We start from the raw sequence: 20,963 nt of genomic DNA on the forward strand, positions 1-20,963 counted from the left end.
AAACCATGCAACTTACTAGGTTAGAAATTAAAGGTTTTAAGAGCTTTGGCGATAAAGTGACCATCAATTTTAATGAGGGTGTTACCGCTATTGTTGGTCCTAATGGTTGTGGAAAATCAAATGTAATAGACGCTATGCGCTGGGTTTTGGGCGAACAGAGTACCAAAGCACTTCGTTCAGAAAAGATGGAGAACATCATTTTCAACGGAACAAAAAACCGTAAGCAAGCCCAGCTTGCGGAGGTTTCCTTAAGCTTTGATAATACCAAGAACATCTTGCCAACAGCCTATTCACAGGTTACCGTAACCCGTAAACTCTATAGAAATGGCGATAGTGAGTACCGTTTAAATGATGTTCAATGTAGGTTAAAAGACATTACCGACCTTTTTCTGGATACCGGAATCGGCTCTGATAGTTATTCGATCATTGAGCTGAAAATGGTTGATGAAATTATTACCAATAAAGAACATAGCCGCCGTTCTTTATTTGAAGAAGCATCGGGTATCTCGAAATACAAACTACGTAAAAAACAGACTTTCAGTAAGTTAAAAGATACAGAAACCGATTTAGAGCGGGTTGAAGATTTACTTTTCGAAATCGAAAAAAACCTTAAAACCCTAGAAAATCAGGCACGTAAAGCTGAACGTTATTACAAGTTGAAAGAGCAATACCGCGAATTGAGTGTTCAGTTGGCTACACACCGCATTGCCTTCTTCCGTACCGACTTAAATGCTTTAGAAACTCAGGAACAAAATCAGCTGGTAAACCGTACGGAACTCAGTACCAAAATAGATACGGGTGAAGCCGAACTGCAAAAACTGAAGCTAGGTAGTATCAGTCAGGAAAAGAACCTTTCTGTACAACAAAAGGCCACAAACGAGTTTGTTTCCAAAATCCGTGCTTATGAAAGTGAGAAAAAAGTAAAGAACGAACAGATGCGTTTTTTACAGGAAAAAGAAAGCCGTTTATCAGGGGAGCTCGAAAAAGATAAAAATCAGGTTAACCACATTAAATACAACATTAAGCGTTTAAACGAAGAGGTTTTAACAGAAACTGAAGTTTTTAACCGCCTGGAATCTGATTTAAAAAGTTTAAAATCTACGCTCGACACTTTACGCGAGCAACAGCAGACCGAGAAAAACAGGATTGATAACCTGATCAAATCTGTTAACGAGTTGCAAAACCAAGTATACCAGTCGCAAAAAGAAATTGATATCCTAAATATTCAAAAAGATGCGCTGGTGCAGGAAACCAACCGGAATGTGGATGATACCGAAACCAAAACATTAGAATTAAAGGCTTTCGATCATGCTTTGGCCGAACTCGATATTCAGGTTAGGGAAAAGCAAGCCAATATTAAAAACCTAACGGAAGCTGAAGAACTTTTAAAAGAAAAACTGGCTACTGCAGAAATCAATCTAAGTTCGAACAAGGAAAAATTGACGGCTGAAAACCGTAAAAAAGATGCCAAACAGAACGAATATAACCTGACCAAATCGCTGGTTGATAGTTTGGAGGGTTTTCCTGAATCGATCCGTTTTTTGAAGAAAAATAATGCTTTTGCTAAAAGTGCCCTGCTCCTTTCTGATATTTTATTCTGTAATGAAGATTATCGCATAGCCATTGAGAATTACCTCGAACCGGTAATGAACCATTATGTGGTTGATCAGTATGCAGATGCTGTACAGGCCATTAACCTTTTAACCGATGCCAGCCGCGGACGGGCAAACTTTTTTATTTTAGAAAATGTACCCGATAAAAACTCAGTTATTGGCACGCATGAAGGACTTATTTCGGCTTTATCAGTCATTGAAGTTGATAAAAAATACCAACACCTCTGCAATCTGCTTTTGCAAAATGTGTACATCGCAGTAGCTGAGCAAGAAAATTTGTTTAAAGCCACACCAACAGATAGTTTAACCATTTTGGCTAAAAACGGGAAATATGCCCAAACCAAATTTACTCTGGCAGGTGGCTCTGTGGGTTTATTCGAAGGAAAAAGGATTGGTCGTGCTAAGAATTTAGAAAACCTGGCCAAAGAAATTAAAGCTTCAGAATCATTGATTAATCAGTATGATGCTGCAATTAAAGCTGAAACTAATAACATATTTAACCTGAAAGAAGCTTCAAAAATCAATCAGATCAATGCTTTGCAGCAAGAAATGAACCGTTTAAACAACGAACATATTTCTGTGCAAACCCGTCGCGATCAGTACCAAGAGTTTATTACCACCAGCGAAAACCGTAAAACAGATATTGCACAAAAGATAGTATCCATAGAAAAAGCCTTATCGGAAAAATTGCCTGCATTGGTTCAATTGCAAAAAGATCAGCAAGAAGCGCATGTAAATTTGCAGGAACAACAACTTAATTATCAGGAAATTGCCGATCATGTAAACGAAAGCGCAGGCAAATATAACCAGGATAACATCCGTTTCCATCAACAACAAAATAAGTTATCAGGCTTAGAAAAAGATTTAGATTATCGTTTTGTACAGGAAGAAGCTTTAAATAAGCGCATAGCCCAAAACGATAAAGAATTACAGGAAGCACTGACCCAAATTACAACAACGTTGCAGCACACTGACCTGAATGATGATACACTTTTAGAGATGTATCAACAACGTGAAGAGATGGAAAAAGGGCTTGCAGAAGCTGAGCAAGCTTATTTCACAAGCAAAGGAAGCATTAACGAGGTTGAAAACGACCTGACCAATATCCGTAAAACCCGCGAAGAAACCGATTTCTTATTAACGGAGATTAAGGATAAAAAGAATGCATTAAAAATCGATCTGAATGCATTAAAAGAACGTTTAGCCGTCGAATTCAACATCGACATCAACGATCTATTAGAATCAAATACCGAAATTGAAGCTTTAGAAAGTGAGTTCGATCTCCGCCAAAAGGTAGAGCGGATGAAACGTCAACTTGACGAATTTGGCGCCATTAACTCTATGGCAATGGAGGCCTTTAAAGAAATGGAAGAGCGTTATACTTTTATTCAGAACCAGAAAAAAGACCTTAATGCTGCAAAAACCGATCTTTTACAAACGATTAAGGAGATAGACGATACGGCTAAAGATAAATTTATGCAGGCCTTTACCCAGGCCCGTGAGCATTTTATCGTAGTTTTCCGTTCTTTATTTAACGAAGAAGATAGCTGCGACCTGATTTTATCAGATATCAATAATCCTTTGGAGGCCGATATTGATATTATTGCCCGTCCGAAAGGGAAAAGACCTTTATCCATCAATCAGTTATCTGGTGGGGAAAAGACTTTAACGGCTACTGCACTATTGTTTTCACTTTATCTGCTAAAACCTGCTCCTTTCTGTATTTTCGATGAGGTTGATGCACCTTTGGATGATACCAACATTGATAAATTCAATAATATTATCCGTAAATTCTCCGATCAATCGCAGTTTATCATCGTATCGCACAACAAACGTACCATTGCCAGCACCGATATTATTTATGGGGTTACTATGGTAGAGCAGGGCGTTTCGAGGGTTGTAGCGGTAGATTTAAGAGAAGTCGCAGCTTAGCTCCGTATTTTCGTCTTTGCGAGAAGGCTTTTCAGCCGACGAAGCAATCTTTTATTTGCATTTTTTCAATTAGAAAATGAAAGCCACTACAGTACTAAAAACAACGTTTTCCCTTCTATAATCTAATAATTAATATCTTTAAGAAAATTTAACGCGATGGTCGTCCTTTCGAGCGGATTGCAACGAAGTCGAGAAATCTACTCCAATAGACCTCTCCATTCCGCAATGCTCCAGTCGGGATGACGATCCTAACTTATTACAAAATAACCATGAAAATCCTATATATTCTTCCCTTAGCCATGATGCTAAGCTGCTGTTCATCAGTAAAAAATCAAAATAATCCAACTTCTGGCAAATTGGATACCCAATTATTAAAAGATGTTGAGGTATTATCATCAGATGCTTATCAAGGTAGAAAAACCGGAACAAAAGGCGCTGAAATGGCCAGGGCATACATTATAGAAAGATTTCAAAAATTAGGATTAAAATCTTACCCTCAGCATGTAAACTATGCCCAGGAGTTCACTTTTAACGGAAGAGGCAATACGAAAATAAATGGCACCAACATCATCGGCTACGTTCCGGGCAAAGGAACCAATGTTATTGTGGTATCTGCCCATTACGACCATTTAGGTGTAGTAAAAGGCGAAGTTTTTAATGGTGCTGATGATAATGCATCGGGAACTGCAGGATTATTAAAAATTGCCGCCTACTTTGCTAAAAACAAACCAAATAACACGATCATTTTCGCGGCTTTCGATGCGGAAGAAATGGGCTTACAGGGTGCAAAGGCATTTGTAGGCAATCCACCAGTGCCAATTAATACTATCGCCATTGATTTAAACATGGATATGATCAGCCATAGTGATAAAGGTGAACTTTATGTCTGCGGGACTTTCAAATATCCTGATTTAAAGAAGTATGTAGATACGACTAAAACCAATATCAAATTGCTTTTCGGCCACGACGATCCAAAACAAGGTCACGATAATTGGACAAACCAAAGCGACCAAGGCGCATTTAATGCTAAAAATATCCCATTCTTATATTTTGGCGTAGAAGATCACAAAGATTACCACAAAGCCAGCGACGAATATTCTACCATTACCAAGCAATTTTTCAGCAATGCAGCAAGTGCTGTATTAGATGTTGTAAAAAGTATCGACAAACAAACCGGCTTACAACAGTTGTTAAAGGATAAAATGATCATGATGGACAATCCAAGAAAATCGGAAAGATTTTAACAAACTGATTGATATAAATCCAAACCTGCCCTATACGGCAGGTTTTTTTATGCTTTATAAATTTTATAAGTAAAAATTATTTATCTGTATATCAAATAATTACAAATAAAACTACAAAAATAGTTTGTAAACTATTTTTGTAGTAGTAACTTCAATTAACCAAACTATAAAAATAGTTGCTATGATAAAAGAACTAACAAAAGCAGAAGAACAGATTATGCTCATCCTTTGGGAAATGGGCGAAGCCTTAGTAAAAGACGTTATCGAAAAAATGAACGAACCCAAACCCGCTTATAACACGGTTTCGACCGTAATAAGGGTTTTAGAAACTAAAGGCTTTGTTGACCATAAAGCTATAGGCAATACGCATATCTACTTCCCCATTATAAAAGAAACTGATTATAAACGCTTTGCATTAGATAAGGTAATGAGCAACTATTTCGAAAACTCCTACGAGAGCCTGGTTTCTTTCTTGGTAAAAGAAAAAAGTATGGGTACTGAAGAACTCAATGAAATTATCCAATTGGCAGAGAAACTTAAAAAAGATAAGTAATGAGCTGGTTATATTATTTACTCGAAGCAAATCTATATCTTATCCTATTTTATGGATTTTATAGATTATTCCTCCACAGGGAAACCTTTTACAGGTTAAACAGATACTATCTGATTTTCAGCTCGATATCGGCATTTGTACTTCCATTTTTTCAGTTGGGATTTTTAAAAGAAGAAATGGTAGTCGATTATTCTGGATATACTCAAATTGAAGTGCCGGTATCTGCTTTGAATATAGTAAATGCTCTTTTACTATTCTATCTCACGATTTCTATCGTATTAACATTAAAAGTTTTGTGGGGATTAAGGCACATCGCAAAGTTAATGCGGAACGTCCGAAAAAATAAACAAAATGGTATCACATTTATAGAGATCGAAAATTCAAAAATGGCATTTTCATTTTTCAATCTACTGTTTATTGATCCCGAAATGAATCAAAAAGCTACAGTATTAAAACACGAAATGGTTCATATCAAACAAAGGCATAGTCTCGACATTCTATTATTCGAAATGATACAAATCTCCAGTTGGTTCAATCCAATTATCTATTTAATTAAGAACGATATCAGGCTCGTCCACGAATACCTTGCCGATGAGGCCACCACTAAAAAAGACATTACCAAATATGATTATGCTTTATTCCTGATCCAAAATTCTTATGGCAATCAAGAAGCTACAATTAGTAATCACTTTTTCAATTCGTCACTACTAAAAAATAGAATAAGTATGTTAAACCAAAAAAAATCGGCAAAATGGGCCAGGCTCAAATTGTTATTTATCATTCCACTAATTGGATCTATGCTGTTCTTATCTACGACAGCATTTACAAAAGACTATAATACTATCCAATTAGGGCAAAAAAAGGAAAGTTTAACCATTGTCCTTCAGGACACTACTAAGAAAAAGTCTGATAATAGGAGATTACCTCCACCACCAAAGGAACCATATACAGCCAAAGCCAAAAAAGTTACGGAAATAACGATAAATGAACCCATTATTAAAAAAGGCGACAAAAGGATACCACCGCCTCCACCCGTAGAACCCGGCTCCTTAAAAGCGAAAAAGCTTAGTGTACCAAAAGTAGACCAAGTTCGTTTTGCTCCTCCTATTGTTAAAAAAGGTGGAAAAAAGTTGCCCCCACCTGTTGTGAGGAAAGATAAATCGGCATTGCCACCACCACCGCCGCCGATTGAGCCAAAACCAGAAAAAAAAGGGAATGACAATGAGCCAACTACGGTTAATCTTGTTCAAGCTACAGAGACTAAGGTAATCAAGCGGGATCACACGTTATCCTCAGATCAAAAAGATATTAAAGAGGTAGCGGTGAAGGGATATGCTACTACTATAAATGCAAAAAAGAAAGGTGATGTAAACACAATCAGGGTAACACCCGTTAAAGAAATCACAATTACAGGTTATCCAAAAAAGCAATAACTACTGCGGTACATAAACCACATATTTAGTCTCAAAAAAATCTTCTTCAAAATAAGCTGAAAGCGGGTATAACTCTGCTTTCAGTTTTGATTCTTTGATCTCTTCTGCCAAATCACCTCCTTTTAAATACAAAATTCCATTCGGAATGGCGTTTAAGGAGTCTTTTTTAAATTTGCCCTGTATCCATGGATAAAATTCGCCCAAACGCGTAACCGCTCTCGATACCACAAAATTAAATTTCTCCTTAATCTGCTCGGCTCTTAAATGGTCGCCCCTTAAATTCTCCAAACCTAATGCCGAAGCCACTTCTTTTACCACTTTAATCTTTTTTCCGATAGAATCGACCAGATAAAAATCTGTTTCAGGAAACAAAATGGCCAATGGTATGCCCGGAAACCCACCACCTGTACCTACATCTAAAACCGATTCGCCAGCTTTAAAATTGCATACTTTAGCTATCCCCAACGAGTGCAGTACGTGGCGCTCATATAACTCTTCGATATCCTTTCTCGAAATTACATTAATCTGTGCATTCCAAAAGCTATATAAATCGAACAATTGCGAAAATTGAGCAATCTGTTTATCACTTAGGTTAGGAAAATATTTTAAAACGATATTGGGCTTTACATCAAGCATATTGTAATTGCTAAAGGATTATTGAATTATTTCCAGTTTACTTTTTTCTTGCCAAACATGGCTAAAAATCCGTTCATGGTTAAAAACAGAAACAAAAGTATGTCTAAAATCGGGAACCACCAACGCAAATCGCTATAGTTTAAGCGTTTCAGCACCTTCGGGTAGATAAAACACCTGATGATGATGCTTAATCCGAGGATGCCCAAGGCTACATATTGCGCCTCACGACTGAAAAACATACATGCGGCAAAGGATGCATAAAACAAAAACTGAAAAACAATCTGAAGGCTCAAAATAAACTTGTGCTTTGATTTATAGAACTTTCCAGCGCCAAAATGACGCTTTTTCTGCCTCAGGTAACCTGCCCAGGTATTATTAGGTTCGCTCCAAACATGGCTATCGCGGTGTAAACGGATCTCTGTATTGTATTTATTGGCGTGTGCGTTTACAAATAAATCATCATCGCCTGATGGGATATGCATGTGCGCTGCAAAGCCTTTATTTTTGAAAAAAAGCGATTTTTTATAGGCCATATTACGTCCAACCCCCATATACGGCATACCTTTTAAGGCGAAAGCCAGGTAATTTACAGCAGTAAAAAAGGTTTCGAACCGGATTAATGCATTTAGCAGACTTCTTTTTTTCATATAGGGCGAGTAGCCCAAAACGATTTCAGTATTTTCATCAGCAGGCTGCTGCATATCCATTAACCAATGCGCAGAAGCTGGTGTACAATCTGCATCAGTAAAAACCAACCAATCGTACTTAGCGGCCTTTATTCCCATGGTTACCGCAAATTTCTTACCTGCTATAAATTTATCGTTATCTAAAATCTTAACTACTTTCAGGTTACGGTGTTTCTTCTCTAATTGTTCTAAAAACTCCTCTGTACCATCCCAAGAGCGATCGTTAACCACCACAACTTCGAACTCCGGATAATCCTGGCTTAATAATGCAGGCAGATACTGCTCTAAATTTACAATTTCGTTTCGGGCACAAACAATTACACTTAATGGTTTTTGAGCAGAGAGTGGAATCTCCTCGATAGCTACATTGGCCAATTTCAAATGAACAAAAAGTACATAGTAAAGCTGAACCAAAAGGCAAAAGGCCAATATCGAGAGCAGAATAATTTCAAGCAGGGTTAATATCACGATGGTAAAATAAACAGGCGCAAATTTCTCATTTTTAATCTGTAAATCACTTTTATGTGGATAAAAAATTAAACAAAAATATGCCCTCAATTTTTGCTATTTTTGGCAGATTTTCGACGAGAAAAAACACATATAAACCGCCAACCGTTAAAATAACAATTAGTTTTAATAAAATGTATTTTGATGGTGGTAAGCTCCACCTAACAATTGGAGAAAAATAAATAGAAACAGATGAAATTTAGTTTACAGGCTAACGATCCACTATCTAAAGCCAGGGCCGGAACGGTAACAACTGCTCATGGCGAAATACAAACCCCTATTTTTATGCCTGTGGGCACTGCTGGAACGGTAAAAGCCGTACATCAGCGCGAACTGAAAGAGGATATTGACGCAAAAATCATTTTAGGCAATACTTACCACTTATATTTAAGACCCGGCTTAGATATCCTTGAAAAAGCTGGTGGATTACATCAATTTATTGGCTGGGACCGTCCGATTTTAACAGATAGTGGCGGCTACCAGGTGTATTCTTTAAGTAAAGTCCGTAAAATTAAAGAAGAAGGCGTTACTTTCCACTCCCATATTGATGGATCGAAACACCTTTTTACGCCAGAATACGCAATGGATATTCAGCGGACCATTGGTGCCGATATTATTATGGCCTTTGATGAGTGCACGCCATACCCATGCGATTATACTTATGCAGCGCAATCAATTAAAATGACACACCGTTGGTTAAAACGCTGTTGTACCCGTTTTGATAGTACAGAACCTAAATATGGTTTCGACCAGACCCTTTTCCCTATTGTTCAGGGTTCGGTATATAAAGATTTGCGTATAAAATCGGCAGAATTTATTGCCAGCATGAACCGTGAAGGCAATGCCATTGGTGGTTTATCCGTTGGTGAGCCAGCGGAAGAAATGTATGCCATGACAGAAGTGGTATGTAATATATTACCAGAAGAAAAACCACGTTATTTAATGGGCGTGGGTACGCCGATCAATATTTTGGAGAATATTGCGCTGGGGATCGACATGTTCGATTGCGTAATGCCAACCAGAAATGCCAGAAATGGCATGCTTTTTACCAGAAATGGTATTATCAACATCAGGAATAAAAAATGGGAGAACGATTTCTCTCCATTGGATGCGGAGAGCGATCTTCATGCTGATTTAGTAACCAGTAAAGCATATTTAAGACATTTGGTACATAGTAAGGAGATGCTTGGCGCTCAAATTGCTACCTTGCATAATCTGCATTTTTATCTTTGGCTGGTAAAACAGGCCAGAGAAAAGATAATTGCTGGTGAATTTTACGAGTGGAAAAACAAAATGGTTAGAATATTAGGCAATAAGCTATAAAATGAATCTGTTAAAAGGAAGGATAAAAATCATCGATCAGTATATTATCGGAAAATACCTGGGTACATTTATTTATACCCTAGCCATTTTTGTGATCATTATTGTAGTGTTCGACCTGTCGGAAAAGATGGATGATTTTATGAAAAGCGGCCTGAGTTTTTGGGGAATCCTTTCCAAATATTACGCAGGCTCTATTCCTTTTTATGTGAATATGCTTTCACCACTGATCAATTTTATTGCGGTAATTTTCTTTACGGCTAAAATGGCCGATCAGACTGAAATTGTACCCATTTTAAGCGGTGGCGTGAGTTTTAACCGCTTTTTATTTCCTTACCTAGTGTCGGCTACGATTATTTTCTCAGCCAACTTACTTTCAAATCTATACATCCTCCCATATACCAATACCTTAAAAAATAGCTTCGAGAATACGTATGTAAAACGTAATGATCCTTCCACAAAATCAAACATCCATATGAAACTGGATGACAAAACCTATATTTACATTGATAATTTCGACAACAAAACGAATTCAGGATACCGGTTTTCTTTGGATAATTTTAGTGGAGATGTACTCACCAAAAAGATCGTTGCAGAAAATATAAAATGGGATTCGCTTAAACGCAAATGGCAGTTGAACAACTACTCCATCCGTAAGATCGATGGCTTGAAAGAAACCATGATTTATGGCAACGGGAAGTTAAAAGATACCATTCTGGATATGCGTCCCGATGATTTTTCGGCGTATGACAATGTGGTGCAAAATTTAACTACGAAGGAGCTCTCTGACAAGATTAGGAAAGAAAAAATCCGCGGAACAGGCGTAATGAATGATCTACAGTTTGAAAAATACAAACGTTATCTACACCCACTCTCAGCTTTTGTATTAACGCTGATCGGCGTAGCGCTATCTTCGCGTAAAGTACGCGGAGGCGTCGGTGTATCGTTAGGTATCGGAATCTTCATTAGCTTCGCTTATATCGTATTTAATCAGTTCACACAGATGTTTTCTACCAAAGGTGGGTTACCGCCTTTTGCGGCTGTTATTATGCCTACATTATTCTTTGGCTTATTAGGTTTTTACCTATTAAGAAAAGCACCAAAATAGCGATGGACGTTACCAAAAAAAATTTACTTATCCTTCATCTTACTGTATTTGTTTGGGGCTTTACGGGCGTACTTGGCAAATTAATTTCTATTGATGCAGTGCCCATGGTTTGGTACCGGGTATTGATTGCCGCAGCTACACTTTTTGCGTGGTTCTTAATCACTAAAAAGAATATTAAGATCACTAAAAAACAGTTCATCCAATTCTTTTTAACGGGAGGAATTGTAGCTATTCACTGGATATTTTTCTTTCATGCCATTAAAGTTTCTACTGTTTCGGTAACCTTGGTTTGCCTCTCGTCTTTTACTTTATTTACCGCAATTTTAGAACCGCTGATTAAAAAACAGCCGATACAAATGGGCGATATTCTGATCGGTTTATTGATTATTTTAGGTATATATATGATCTTTAAATTCGAAGGCCAGTATACTTTAGGAATTATTTTTGGTTTGCTGGCTGCAGTCGCATCAAGTCTTTTTTCAACTATAAATTCTACTTTGGTACAAAAAAGTGAGCCTTCCATCATTAGTTTTTACGAGCTTGTTGGTGCGCTTTTCTGGATCACTTTGTACCGTTTATATGATGGAACACTGTTACACACAGCATTCAATTTAAGTACCAAAAACTGGTTCTATCTTATTCTTCTCGGCACACTTTGCACATCCGTTGCTTATGTAGCTGGTGTTGCAGTTATGAGAACTTTATCGGCTTTTAGAGTTGCATTAATTACCAATCTGGAACCTGTATATGGAATAGTTTTAGCCTTCGTTTTCTTTCAAAGCAAAGAGCAGATGACAGGTGGATTTTATATTGGTGCAACCATTATCCTGGCCTCTATTTTTCTCTATCCGATCTACAAAAAGAGAAAGAATCAACTATAAATACAAACTATAGAAATTTAAATTTTCTTTAGAAATCATACCAGCTGAACGGACTGTTTCAGCCGTACCTATTGCCGACGCTTATTTTTTTCAGAACAGCTTAACACTCAAATTCTCTCCATTAAATTTACTGACATAGATTAGTAAAAGCGTAATGAGGAAGCTTATCAAAGCTGCGCTTACTTAGCATCATAAAGCCACCAGATCGCCTTACATAGAGATGCAAAAGTTAAATAATTAAAAGCAGCGAACGAACATCCAAGACATCAAAAATCTAATGCTTCACACATGCAAGATAGCCAAGCTTAATCAAACCATCAGAACAAAAACGACAGCTCTAAATGCGGAGAATTACAGCTAAAAAATGCAATCTATCGTGAAGTGAAAGATCAAAAACAGACATTGACCACAAGCATGCACATCTCCCTGAAGATAGAAAGTGCATATACAAAAGTATACCAAAAGCAAGATGAATCACCGTTCAAAATCGTTGAGCTGAATTAATATTTTGGAGCAAAATTCGCGAATTACCAGGCGGAATTTCATCACTATCCATTGTGTATTTCAGCAAATGATAAAGATCGATCTTCCAGCAATAAGATCAGACAGACGCGAACAAGGCTTGTATAAACAGCTCAAATCGGATGCTTCAATACAAGTTCAAAACTCAATCCTTAAACTTGGTGAACAAAGAATTTCGTATAGAAAACGTTTAAGCAGTCGCCAACTAAAACCCTTAATTAAAGACCAGATTTGGAGCTAACAAAACAAAGATTCTGAATATAAAATTGATCAAAATATTCTTTATTTTAAATCAGAAATAGCAGCCAAACTGCAAACATTATCCAGGCTTAATATTATTTTATTTTAGCAAAAAATATATCAATAAAAAGTGCAGAGATCGAAGACACCAATTAGCAAAAATTCACAATTAAAATCCTACAAAAACGGATAGTTAAAGCGGCTAAAACCCTAACCAAAAAAGCCGATCTAAAGGGGCAGAAAACAGAGATAAAATAACAAATAAAAGACCAAAATTCTCGTTTTAAATCCGCACCAAACATGAGGTATTTTCCATATAAATTCAATACAATTCTGAGTTGTCAAGTCACATAGAAAGTAAGATTGCTTATCTAAAACTTATCAGGCTTCAGTTCTGGACAGTTTTCAATCGCTATAAAAGCCTTCAAAAGAAGTGCAAAAATCTAAAGCATTTACAGCTAATCAACACCAAAATATCAGCAAAAATTACGGTTACAAATCTAAATTAAACAAGCTTTTTCTCATGCAAACGAGAAAAATTCACCAATTTTGAATTTCGAGAAGATAAGAGCTAAAAGAATAAAAAACCTAATTTAGACATCAATAAACACGCTTTTTAGCGCAAAAACAAAAATCACTTTAAAACATTCCGAAAACACCATTATTCACGAATATCGTCAGGAAATTGCATTATAAGGTCGAATTATTACAAAATTAGGGGTTCAAAACCGCGAAAAAACATACAATTTTCACCGATGAGATCAAATTCGGAGCAAGAAATCGAGGTTAAAAACCAGACTTAAAGCTGGAGTAAACCTACAATTTACGGTGACATTACCTGCATTTCAACTGCATCATATTCATCAGAACTGAGTAACAAACACGAAGAGCGGGAAGAAATATCACCAAAACACTCCTCAAGTAATTGCTAAAAAACAAAGACATTTTGTCACATAAATCTAATCTCAAATATTTAAAGGGATTTCCAATAAGCAATTCACACCATACATTTTGCTTCAAAACATTACAGATGGAACTCAATTTATAAGCAGGTTTTCGCACGCTGAAAGTAAATTTCAGAACAACTAAACCCTAATCAAAGTCCTAGCAATTCTTCCAGCATTAAAGCCCAAAAAGCATCGATGAGCATTACAAAATCCAGCTGCATTTTAAGCTATTGCCTGAGCCCAATCAAATTCTAAAAACTATACAAAAATTAAAAAAGGCGATAAAATTTTTGAAGAAAATCGATTAATAAGTGTAAATTAAATCAATAAAGTTAATGCGATTAAAAATGTTGAGTGAAGCCTAAATCGACAATAAAATTCATTAAAAAACAAAGGAAAAATCAACAAATTAAGGATTTACATAAAATTCATTAATATTTAAAAATCAACAACTTAAATAATTTTACATAAATTAAATATTTACAAAATTCAATACTTACAAATTTTAAAAAACTAAATATTTTAGCAAAGAATTTAGATGAATTTAAACTTACCAAACAAGAAACTAATTATCAAGTATTTAAGCACCATTACTTTAAGTTTCACATCACTATCGGTTTTTGGGCAGATTTTCAGCACTGCACAAAACCCACTTAGTGTAAAATGGAACTATATTTATTCAGATGGCTTTAAAATCATCTATCCGCAAGAACTGGAGAAAGAAGCCCAAAGAATGGCCAATACCCTACCCTTTATCTATCCCAAAATAGGTCTGGGTTTGAGGCAGCAAAAAACTGCTATCCCACTCTTACTTCAGAACCGCGGAACCGCGGCAAACGGCTTTGTTCAGCTCGCACCCAAGAAGTCTGAATTCTATGCAACCCCACCTCAGTTTTTCGACAGTCAGGATTGGCTAAACAACCTAGCAGTTCACGAACTTAGACACATTGCCCAGTTTGACAAATTGACAGGAACGCAAGTACATCCCTTTCCTGAACTGGTTTACTTCGCTTACTTTGGCGCGGGCATCCCCACCTGGTTTTTCGAGGGCGACGCGGTGGTTAACGAAACTGCTTTGACTAATTCGGGCAGAGGCCGGCAGCCCAATTGGATCATGCCTTACCGGGCTTCAATTTTAGAAGGCAAAAAAATCTCATACAGTAAAGCCTATTTCGGTTCGAACAAAGACGCAACTCCCGGCTACTACCAAACCGGATATCTGATGGTATCGGATATGAAAGAAAAATTTGGGCAGTTCATTTCAGACAGCATACTTAGTGACATTAGAAAAAGACCAGTAAGGCTGTACCCCTTTTCGCAGAGCTTAAAAAAATTCACGAAACGAAATTCCAGAACCTACTTTGTTTCTACCCAAAATAAGCTTGCTGAAAAATGGAAATTACAGCAGGAAAAATCTATTACAGAAAGCTATGAAAGCTTAAATAAAAAAGCTGATCTGGCAACCGATTATTTCCTTCCTGTTCGGCTAAATAAAAACCAGGTTTTAGCCCTAAAAGAAAGCAAGACAGATGCGCGATATTTCGTGATTATTAACGAGGATAAATCAGAGCGAAAATTATTCGGAATTGGTTATCAGGAACAGCCTTGGTTTAGCTTAAAAAATGATCTTTTAGTTTGGGATGAAATACGCTACGATCCGCGCTACAAACAACGGAGTTACAGCGTAATCTGTTCATATAATTTGAAAACCAAAAAATTCAACAAATTAAGCAGCAAAAGCAGGCTCTTCTCTCCCAGCCTTTCTAACGATGGAAAGAAAATCATCGCTTCAAAAGTAGAGCTTAACAATCAGTTCAATCTGGTTGAGTTAGATGCAGTCTCGGGAAAAATTTTAAAGATCTATCCTAACCTCAAAAACGAAATCTTGCAGACGCCTTCCTTCGATCAGTTAGGAAATAAGATTGCTTATATCAGCGTAAATGAAAAAGGAAAAAGTTTATGGTTGGTTGATGGAGAAAAAAAAACGCAATTGATTTCTAACAGCCGACAACAGCTAAGTCGACCGATCTTTATCAACGACAAAATTGTTTTCAATGCGCACTTTAATGGGATCGATAATATCTACAGTATAGATCCTGATTCGAAAAAAATAAGTGCACTCAGCACCTCCAAGTATGGAGCCTTTAACCCTAGCGAAACCACCGATGGAAAAATCATTTTTAACAATTATAAAATCAATGGCTACGAAATTGCAGAGACGGTATTAACCGAAAAACCAGTTGGAGAAAATAACTTTGTGGATTTCTCGGAAGCTGCAGAAAAGCAGGAAAACGTAGGAAATGTTTTCGACAACATTCCCGACAGTACCTACCAAACCAAGCGCTATCATCAGGCCTTAAATCTTTTCAGTTTTCACAGTATTATTCCAGTAATCGACAATGAATACGTTTTCGGTCTGGAGTTACAATCAAACAATCTGCTCAACACGATGGACTTTTATACGGGTGCAAAATACCACCGCGATTTAAAACGTTTTGAGTACACAGCAGATATTAGCTATAAGGCGCTTTATCCTGTATTTAGTGTGTTGTACCGCAACCGCCCGAAAAGAACGTTCTACAGAGCTAAAAACGCAGTACAACAAGGCGACTGGAGAGAGAACTACATCAAGTTTAATGCATCGGTTCCGCTATCGTTCAACACGCGCAATGAGAACTATACTTTTACCTTAAATGCGGCAACTAGTTTTACGCAAAGATACATGCCAGAAAATATGCCAACTGGTTTTATACGCGAGCTTAAATTTCCGATGGAATACAACTTTACTTTCAACCACAGTGTGCGCACTACCGAAAGAGATATTGCCCCCAAGTGGGCACAAGTGTTTAGGGCAACTTATAATCACCAACCCTTCGATAAAAACTTAAAAGGAGAAATCTTAGCACTCGAAAGTTTCCTTTACTTTCCTGGCTTTGCTAAAAACCATTCCTTTTTGGCAAGCTTCAATTACCAGAAAGCAAGTGGTGTAAACCAATACGCCACTGAGATTGCAACCGTGTATGGATATAACAACATCTTAGCAAAAAGTAAACTGCAAAACAGTCTGCTTTTTAACTATCGTTTCCCCTTTGCTTTTCCCGATTGGGAATTGGGTCCTTTCGCTTACGTGAGAAATTTTAGGGCAGGTTTATTTTGCCATTACGAGAACATTGGCAAGGGCACAACCTTTAACGATCCGAAAACTTACGGGGTAGAATTGAACACCAGTGTAAACCTTTTGCGCTATCAACCTGTTGTAGATTTAGGAGCGAGATTGGTTTTTGTTAATCAGATTTACAATCAAAATCCGATATTAGAGTTTTCATTTAATTATAGCTTTTAAAATCATGAGCGCAAAAACAATCTCCATCATTATCCTGACTGCATTACTTACCATATTTTTAATGGTGAATACCGAACCCGTTGATTTCGACTTCCTGGTTACCACACTTCCAGTATCTAAACTTCTGGTTATCGGCATTTGCATCATCATCGGTTTTATCATTGGCTTTGTTGTGGGCCGACCAAGGAAAACGATTAGCAGTTATGATGATGAGATCGAAAGGAATCAACCTGTTTCGAATAAAAAAGAATTGAGTGATGAGGATCGGGATTATATTAGCTAGAGCCGAATCCTATGATTTGTGTTTCACAGACCATCAAGTTTTTTCTTGATATAATTTCTTACAAATATTCAGAAAAGCAAAGCCTGCAGTTCGTTTAATTGTTAGTCGGGCTTTCCGCTAAATCTTTTAAAATACTGCTGTCATGCTGAGGCACGAAGCATCTCTTTCATCGCTTACAGATGCTTCGTACTTCAGCATGACAGTGAAACGGAAGTAGGTGCTGATTTTAAAAGGATACCGCTGCAATCCCGTTTAGGTGGCTTGGGCAATTGCTACTATTTAAGCATCCATAGCAAAGAGTATAAAAATCTTTCTTTCGCTAATTGAGTGCCGACATAATTTCTCCGTAAAGTAAACCACTACCCCCGCCATAATGCTGGATAATTTTCAGCGATGGCCTTACGGCGAGAAGTTTATTTTTCAGTTCGGTTTCTGATTCCGGATCGATGCCATTGCCGAGTAAAACCAGATCAATGTGTTGTTCTTTACAAATGGAAATGGCTTCTTCATCTGTGCAAACACACAAACCTTTCCATTCGGGCCTGGCATTCAACAATCGGTTCATTACTGCAGTAATTTCTGTATCCCGGCCAATATAAAGTATAGTTGTTTGCATATTTTCAAAACCAATAAACCTCGCAGGTTTTGAAAACCTGCGAGGTTTATTCAAAATTATTTTTTAATTCAATTCCATCGGAACATCCATCAATAAAACCTCTGCACCTGCAGTATTAGCTTTAAAACTAATGCTGTCAGTATCCCAAACGCCTAATCCATCCCTTTTGCTCAACACTTGTCCGTTTATGGTTACTTCGCCATTGATTACGAAAGCATAAACACCGTTTCCAGCTTTTTTGATTTTATATTCTGTTTCAAAACCTTCATCAAACTTACCTAACGAAAACCAGGCATCCTGATGAATCCAAACTCCAGCATCATCAGCGTTTGGCGATAAAATCTGCTGGAAGTTATTGTGCCTTGCTGCAACATCTAATGTTTGCTGATCGTAACGTGGCGTAATGTTTTTCTTGTTCGGAAACAACCAGATCTGCAATAAATTTAATTGCTCGTCTGCATTAGCATTAAACTCGCTATGACTAACACCTGTTCCGGCACTCATTACCTGGATTTCTCCATTTTTAATTACAGCCGAATTACCCATACTATCTTTGTGCGCAATTGCACCAGCCAATGGAATGGTAATAATTTCCATGTTATCGTGTGGATGAGAGCCAAAGCCCATTCCACCATCAATACTGTCGTCATTTAAAACCCTTAAAACTCCGAAGTGCATCCTTTCTGGATTGTAGTAATTAGCAAAACTGAATGAATGGTGTGCATCTAACCAGCCATGATTAGCATGACCGCGGGTGTTTTCTTTGTGCAAAATAAACTGTGACATAAATTTCCTTTCTTGTTTATGATACAAATTTACAGCAGCGATGTTTACCAAACATTGATGTAGGGTAAGAAAGTAGTCGGGAGTCCAGAGTCCTAAGTCTTGAGTCAATCACCGATCGTGCCTTGCTAGTACAGCATCACTATTAAGCTCCCTTAGTGCATCTAGTGCTACCCAATTTGCTTTTTTATTGTTTTGAGCAAGGATATTGTTTGCGGTTTCAATGGCATGCTCATGCAGGAAAACATTTCGCTTGCCAATTTGCCTTAATGCCCAGTTGATTGCCTTTTTAACAAAATTCCGGTTATCGCAGGCTTCTCTTTCAATGATTGGAAGAAAACCCAGAAAAGTTTCGTTGGGTTCTTTCTTGAGGTGTACGGCTGCCTCGGCCATCAGCACAAAGCCTGTTCTTTTTACAAATTCGGCTTGGGCCTGGGCAAACTCAAAGGCTTTCGACTTAAAATAAGGCGTTTTAACGAAAAGATTTCCGCAAGCCTGATCACATATATCCCAGGAGCTAAAATCATTCGTCCAAGCATTTATTTGCGTTTCTGACACCTGTTTATAATCGCCAACAATGGTTGCTAAAAGCTGGGCTTCATGAAACCCAGTTTCCCAAAGCAATAAAGACAGTTCCTGATTTTTGCCGATCTGTTTGGCCAGTTTTCTAATATTTGGCACCCGAGTACCGAAAGCCTTGACAGTATCGATCCCAAAATGAGCCATTTTCTTCAGGTAATCAGGCTCACTAATGGATTTTAATTCAGAAAGGACAAAGTCGATATCGTTCATCATACGAATTTAGTCTTTTTGAAAGACTTCGGAAGTTTCAAAGGCCTGCGCCTAGACAAAACTTTCGAAGTCTCTAGACAAAACAATTAGAATTATTTTAACATAACCAATCCTTAACACTGTTTCGGTCTTAAGTTTACATCTATCTTTTAAACTTGTTTCAATTTAACCATAACAATCAGCCTTATAAAATCTATGCAAAAAAACATCATCTGGATGCTATTAGCGTCTTGCCTCTTCGCATTTTCCTGCAAAAAGAACAAATTATCTGAAGAGAATCTCAACACAGCAAATCTGAAAAAAAACACACTGTTGACCACTTCGGCAGAAACCAGTGCCGCTGCAAGTGTAAATACCTACACAAATACATCAAGCTATATCAGTACAGGTTTTTCATTTTTAAACCCAACACAGCTGGATAAAAACCGCCAGGCTATTGGCGGCAGTGCTTACACCGAGGTATATGGCTTTAATGTTCCTGAAGAAAACAGGGTAAGGGGTATCAGATGGAATGAAGATGATGAAACTACATCGATATGGCGCCCCCAGGGAATAGCTGGTTTTTCTAGAAATGGTGTACGTTACTTATTGGTAAGTTGGTATGCCAAAGATGCTGCAGAGAGCAAAGGATCGAGAATTACCCTTATCGACATCAGCCCAAGTTCGAGCACTTATTTAACTTACAGGCACATTTTACTGGTACAGCCAACTCTTCCAACTGGCACACTTGATTATACGCAATATGGCACTTATGCCCCCTTAAATGTACATGCTGGCGGGATAGCTTATTTTAATGGTAAAGTTTATTTAAGCAGTACAAGTTTGGGCTTAAGGGCTTTCGATTTAGACAAAATTATTGAGGTAACTTCAGGAACCGGTACCGAAAATAAATGTGGCAAAGATGCCAGTGGAAATCTTTACGCTTTTAATTACCGATACATACTTCCACAAATAGGTTATTATAAAATCAACGATGCAAGTCCTTTTTCAACCGTACAGGTAAATTACGAGAACAATCAATTATGGACAGGGCAATATTATGCCGGAAGTGCAGATGCATCAATTGTTCCTAAAATATTTGGGTTTCCTATAAACACATCTGGAGAACTGCAGAATTCAGGTATACAAACAGTGATTCCCAAAAACAGTCTGTTTACTTCAGATCATGCGCATGGCATACAAGGCGTTTTTAGAAAAGGAAACAGAACCTGGCTTTCTTGCACCGGATCGCCTAGCGAATCGTACGGATCTACAGCCCGCTTAGCAAGATATACAGATGGTGATACCAATACCGTTAGATACAGATGGCCATACGGCGCTGAATCGTTATATCTTGAAGCACAATATGGATATTTATGGAGCTTAACAGAATTTGAACCCAATGCCGGAGCTCAAAACGGCAGTCAGGTTAACCGTTGTATATTTGCTGTAGATTTTTCAAAATACGAATAGAAACCTTAATCAAATAAAAAGAGGCTATATCATAATTTTAAATCTATCTCGTGAGAAAATTCGTCATTTCGA

The 20,963-nt window shown here is 37.4% G+C and carries 15 protein-coding genes; 10 read left to right on the plus strand and 5 right to left on the minus strand.

Features of this window, described 5'->3' with window-relative positions; all coding sequences use genetic code 11:
- Positions 1 to 5: 5 nt before the first annotated feature.
- From smc to EYS08_RS19920, 4 genes are all read left to right on the plus strand, one after another.
- Entirely contained in the window at positions 6 to 3,545 is a 3,540-nt protein-coding gene (smc, locus tag EYS08_RS19905) for a chromosome segregation protein SMC (RefSeq protein WP_131031756.1), read from the plus strand.
- A 269-nt stretch (positions 3,546 to 3,814) separates the two neighbouring features.
- On the plus strand, positions 3,815 to 4,789 hold the full coding sequence (locus EYS08_RS19910; protein ID WP_131031757.1) for a M28 family peptidase: 975 nt from the start codon (positions 3,815 to 3,817) through the stop codon (positions 4,787 to 4,789).
- Between the two features lie 181 nt (positions 4,790 to 4,970).
- Positions 4,971 to 5,342, plus strand: a complete 372-nt coding sequence (locus tag EYS08_RS19915) for a BlaI/MecI/CopY family transcriptional regulator (RefSeq protein WP_131031758.1) — start codon at positions 4,971 to 4,973, stop codon at positions 5,340 to 5,342.
- 155 nt (positions 5,343 to 5,497) lie between these two features.
- Positions 5,498 to 6,775 carry a M56 family metallopeptidase gene (locus EYS08_RS19920; RefSeq protein WP_165456523.1) on the plus strand — a complete coding sequence of 426 codons (1,278 nt, stop codon included), beginning with the start codon at positions 5,498 to 5,500 and terminating at the stop codon, positions 6,773 to 6,775.
- Here EYS08_RS19920 and rsmG read toward each other — a convergent pair whose 3' ends face one another.
- Positions 6,776 to 7,411, minus strand: a complete 636-nt coding sequence (gene rsmG, locus EYS08_RS19925; RefSeq protein ID WP_131031760.1) for a 16S rRNA (guanine(527)-N(7))-methyltransferase RsmG — start codon at positions 7,409 to 7,411, stop codon at positions 6,776 to 6,778.
- Between the two features lie 26 nt (positions 7,412 to 7,437).
- Positions 7,438 to 8,655 carry a glycosyltransferase gene (locus EYS08_RS19930; protein ID WP_317130087.1) on the minus strand — a complete coding sequence of 406 codons (1,218 nt, stop codon included), beginning with the start codon at positions 8,653 to 8,655 and terminating at the stop codon, positions 7,438 to 7,440.
- 141 nt (positions 8,656 to 8,796) lie between these two features.
- Between EYS08_RS19930 and tgt the strand changes: the two genes are divergently transcribed.
- The 5 genes from tgt to EYS08_RS19955 all read left to right on the plus strand — a co-directional run bounded on the left by tgt (position 8,797) and on the right by EYS08_RS19955 (position 17,248).
- The gene (gene tgt, locus EYS08_RS19935; RefSeq protein ID WP_131031761.1) at positions 8,797 to 9,927 is read left to right on the plus strand and encodes a tRNA guanosine(34) transglycosylase Tgt; all 1,131 of its coding nucleotides are present in this window, start codon (positions 8,797 to 8,799) and stop codon (positions 9,925 to 9,927) included.
- 1 nt (position 9,928) lies between these two features.
- A complete protein-coding gene (locus EYS08_RS19940) occupies positions 9,929 to 11,032 on the plus strand; it encodes an LptF/LptG family permease (protein ID WP_029276231.1) in 1,104 nt (367 codons plus the stop codon).
- Between the two features lie 2 nt (positions 11,033 to 11,034).
- The gene (locus EYS08_RS19945; protein ID WP_131031762.1) at positions 11,035 to 11,913 is read left to right on the plus strand and encodes a DMT family transporter; all 879 of its coding nucleotides are present in this window, start codon (positions 11,035 to 11,037) and stop codon (positions 11,911 to 11,913) included.
- A 2,247-nt stretch (positions 11,914 to 14,160) separates the two neighbouring features.
- A complete protein-coding gene (locus EYS08_RS19950) occupies positions 14,161 to 16,965 on the plus strand; it encodes a TolB family protein (RefSeq protein ID WP_131031763.1) in 2,805 nt (934 codons plus the stop codon).
- 4 nt (positions 16,966 to 16,969) lie between these two features.
- Positions 16,970 to 17,248, plus strand: a complete 279-nt coding sequence (locus EYS08_RS19955) for a lipopolysaccharide assembly protein LapA domain-containing protein (RefSeq protein ID WP_131031764.1) — start codon at positions 16,970 to 16,972, stop codon at positions 17,246 to 17,248.
- Between the two features lie 319 nt (positions 17,249 to 17,567).
- Here EYS08_RS19955 and EYS08_RS19960 read toward each other — a convergent pair whose 3' ends face one another.
- From EYS08_RS19960 to EYS08_RS19970, 3 genes are all read right to left on the minus strand, one after another.
- Entirely contained in the window at positions 17,568 to 17,864 is a 297-nt protein-coding gene (locus EYS08_RS19960; RefSeq protein ID WP_131031765.1) for a hypothetical protein, read from the minus strand.
- A gap of 63 nt (positions 17,865 to 17,927) precedes the next feature.
- Positions 17,928 to 18,650 (minus strand): pirin family protein, encoded by a 723-nt coding sequence (locus EYS08_RS19965; RefSeq protein WP_131031766.1) that lies wholly within the window; start codon positions 18,648 to 18,650, stop codon positions 17,928 to 17,930.
- Between the two features lie 108 nt (positions 18,651 to 18,758).
- Positions 18,759 to 19,442 (minus strand): DNA alkylation repair protein, encoded by a 684-nt coding sequence (locus tag EYS08_RS19970; RefSeq protein ID WP_244216003.1) that lies wholly within the window; start codon positions 19,440 to 19,442, stop codon positions 18,759 to 18,761.
- A 192-nt stretch (positions 19,443 to 19,634) separates the two neighbouring features.
- On the opposite strand from EYS08_RS19970, the gene EYS08_RS19975 reads away from it, so the two are divergent.
- Positions 19,635 to 20,891, plus strand: coding sequence for a hypothetical protein (locus tag EYS08_RS19975; RefSeq protein WP_131031767.1), 1,257 nt, complete (start codon positions 19,635 to 19,637; stop codon positions 20,889 to 20,891).
- Positions 20,892 to 20,963 lie beyond the last annotated feature (72 nt).

The organism is Pedobacter kyonggii, assembly GCF_004310665.1.
GTDB lineage: Bacteria > Bacteroidota > Bacteroidia > Sphingobacteriales > Sphingobacteriaceae > Pedobacter > Pedobacter kyonggii.

What these genes read in the sequence shown, in the direction of transcription:
- smc (WP_131031756.1), top strand. Translation starts at nt 6, where the DNA reads ATGCAACTTACTAGGTTAGAAATTAAAGGTTTTAAGAGCTTTGGCGAT.
- EYS08_RS19910 (WP_131031757.1), top strand. Translation starts at nt 3,815, where the DNA reads ATGAAAATCCTATATATTCTTCCCTTAGCCATGATGCTAAGCTGCTGT.
- EYS08_RS19915 (WP_131031758.1), top strand. Translation starts at nt 4,971, where the DNA reads ATGATAAAAGAACTAACAAAAGCAGAAGAACAGATTATGCTCATCCTT.
- rsmG (WP_131031760.1), bottom strand. Translation starts at nt 7,411, where the DNA reads ATGCTTGATGTAAAGCCCAATATCGTTTTAAAATATTTTCCTAACCTA.
- tgt (WP_131031761.1), top strand. Translation starts at nt 8,797, where the DNA reads ATGAAATTTAGTTTACAGGCTAACGATCCACTATCTAAAGCCAGGGCC.
- EYS08_RS19940 (WP_029276231.1), top strand. Translation starts at nt 9,929, where the DNA reads ATGAATCTGTTAAAAGGAAGGATAAAAATCATCGATCAGTATATTATC.
- EYS08_RS19945 (WP_131031762.1), top strand. Translation starts at nt 11,035, where the DNA reads ATGGACGTTACCAAAAAAAATTTACTTATCCTTCATCTTACTGTATTT.
- EYS08_RS19950 (WP_131031763.1), top strand. Translation starts at nt 14,161, where the DNA reads ATGAATTTAAACTTACCAAACAAGAAACTAATTATCAAGTATTTAAGC.
- EYS08_RS19955 (WP_131031764.1), top strand. Translation starts at nt 16,970, where the DNA reads ATGAGCGCAAAAACAATCTCCATCATTATCCTGACTGCATTACTTACC.
- EYS08_RS19960 (WP_131031765.1), bottom strand. Translation starts at nt 17,864, where the DNA reads ATGCAAACAACTATACTTTATATTGGCCGGGATACAGAAATTACTGCA.
- EYS08_RS19965 (WP_131031766.1), bottom strand. Translation starts at nt 18,650, where the DNA reads ATGTCACAGTTTATTTTGCACAAAGAAAACACCCGCGGTCATGCTAAT.
- EYS08_RS19970 (WP_244216003.1), bottom strand. Translation starts at nt 19,442, where the DNA reads ATGATGAACGATATCGACTTTGTCCTTTCTGAATTAAAATCCATTAGT.
- EYS08_RS19975 (WP_131031767.1), top strand. Translation starts at nt 19,635, where the DNA reads ATGCAAAAAAACATCATCTGGATGCTATTAGCGTCTTGCCTCTTCGCA.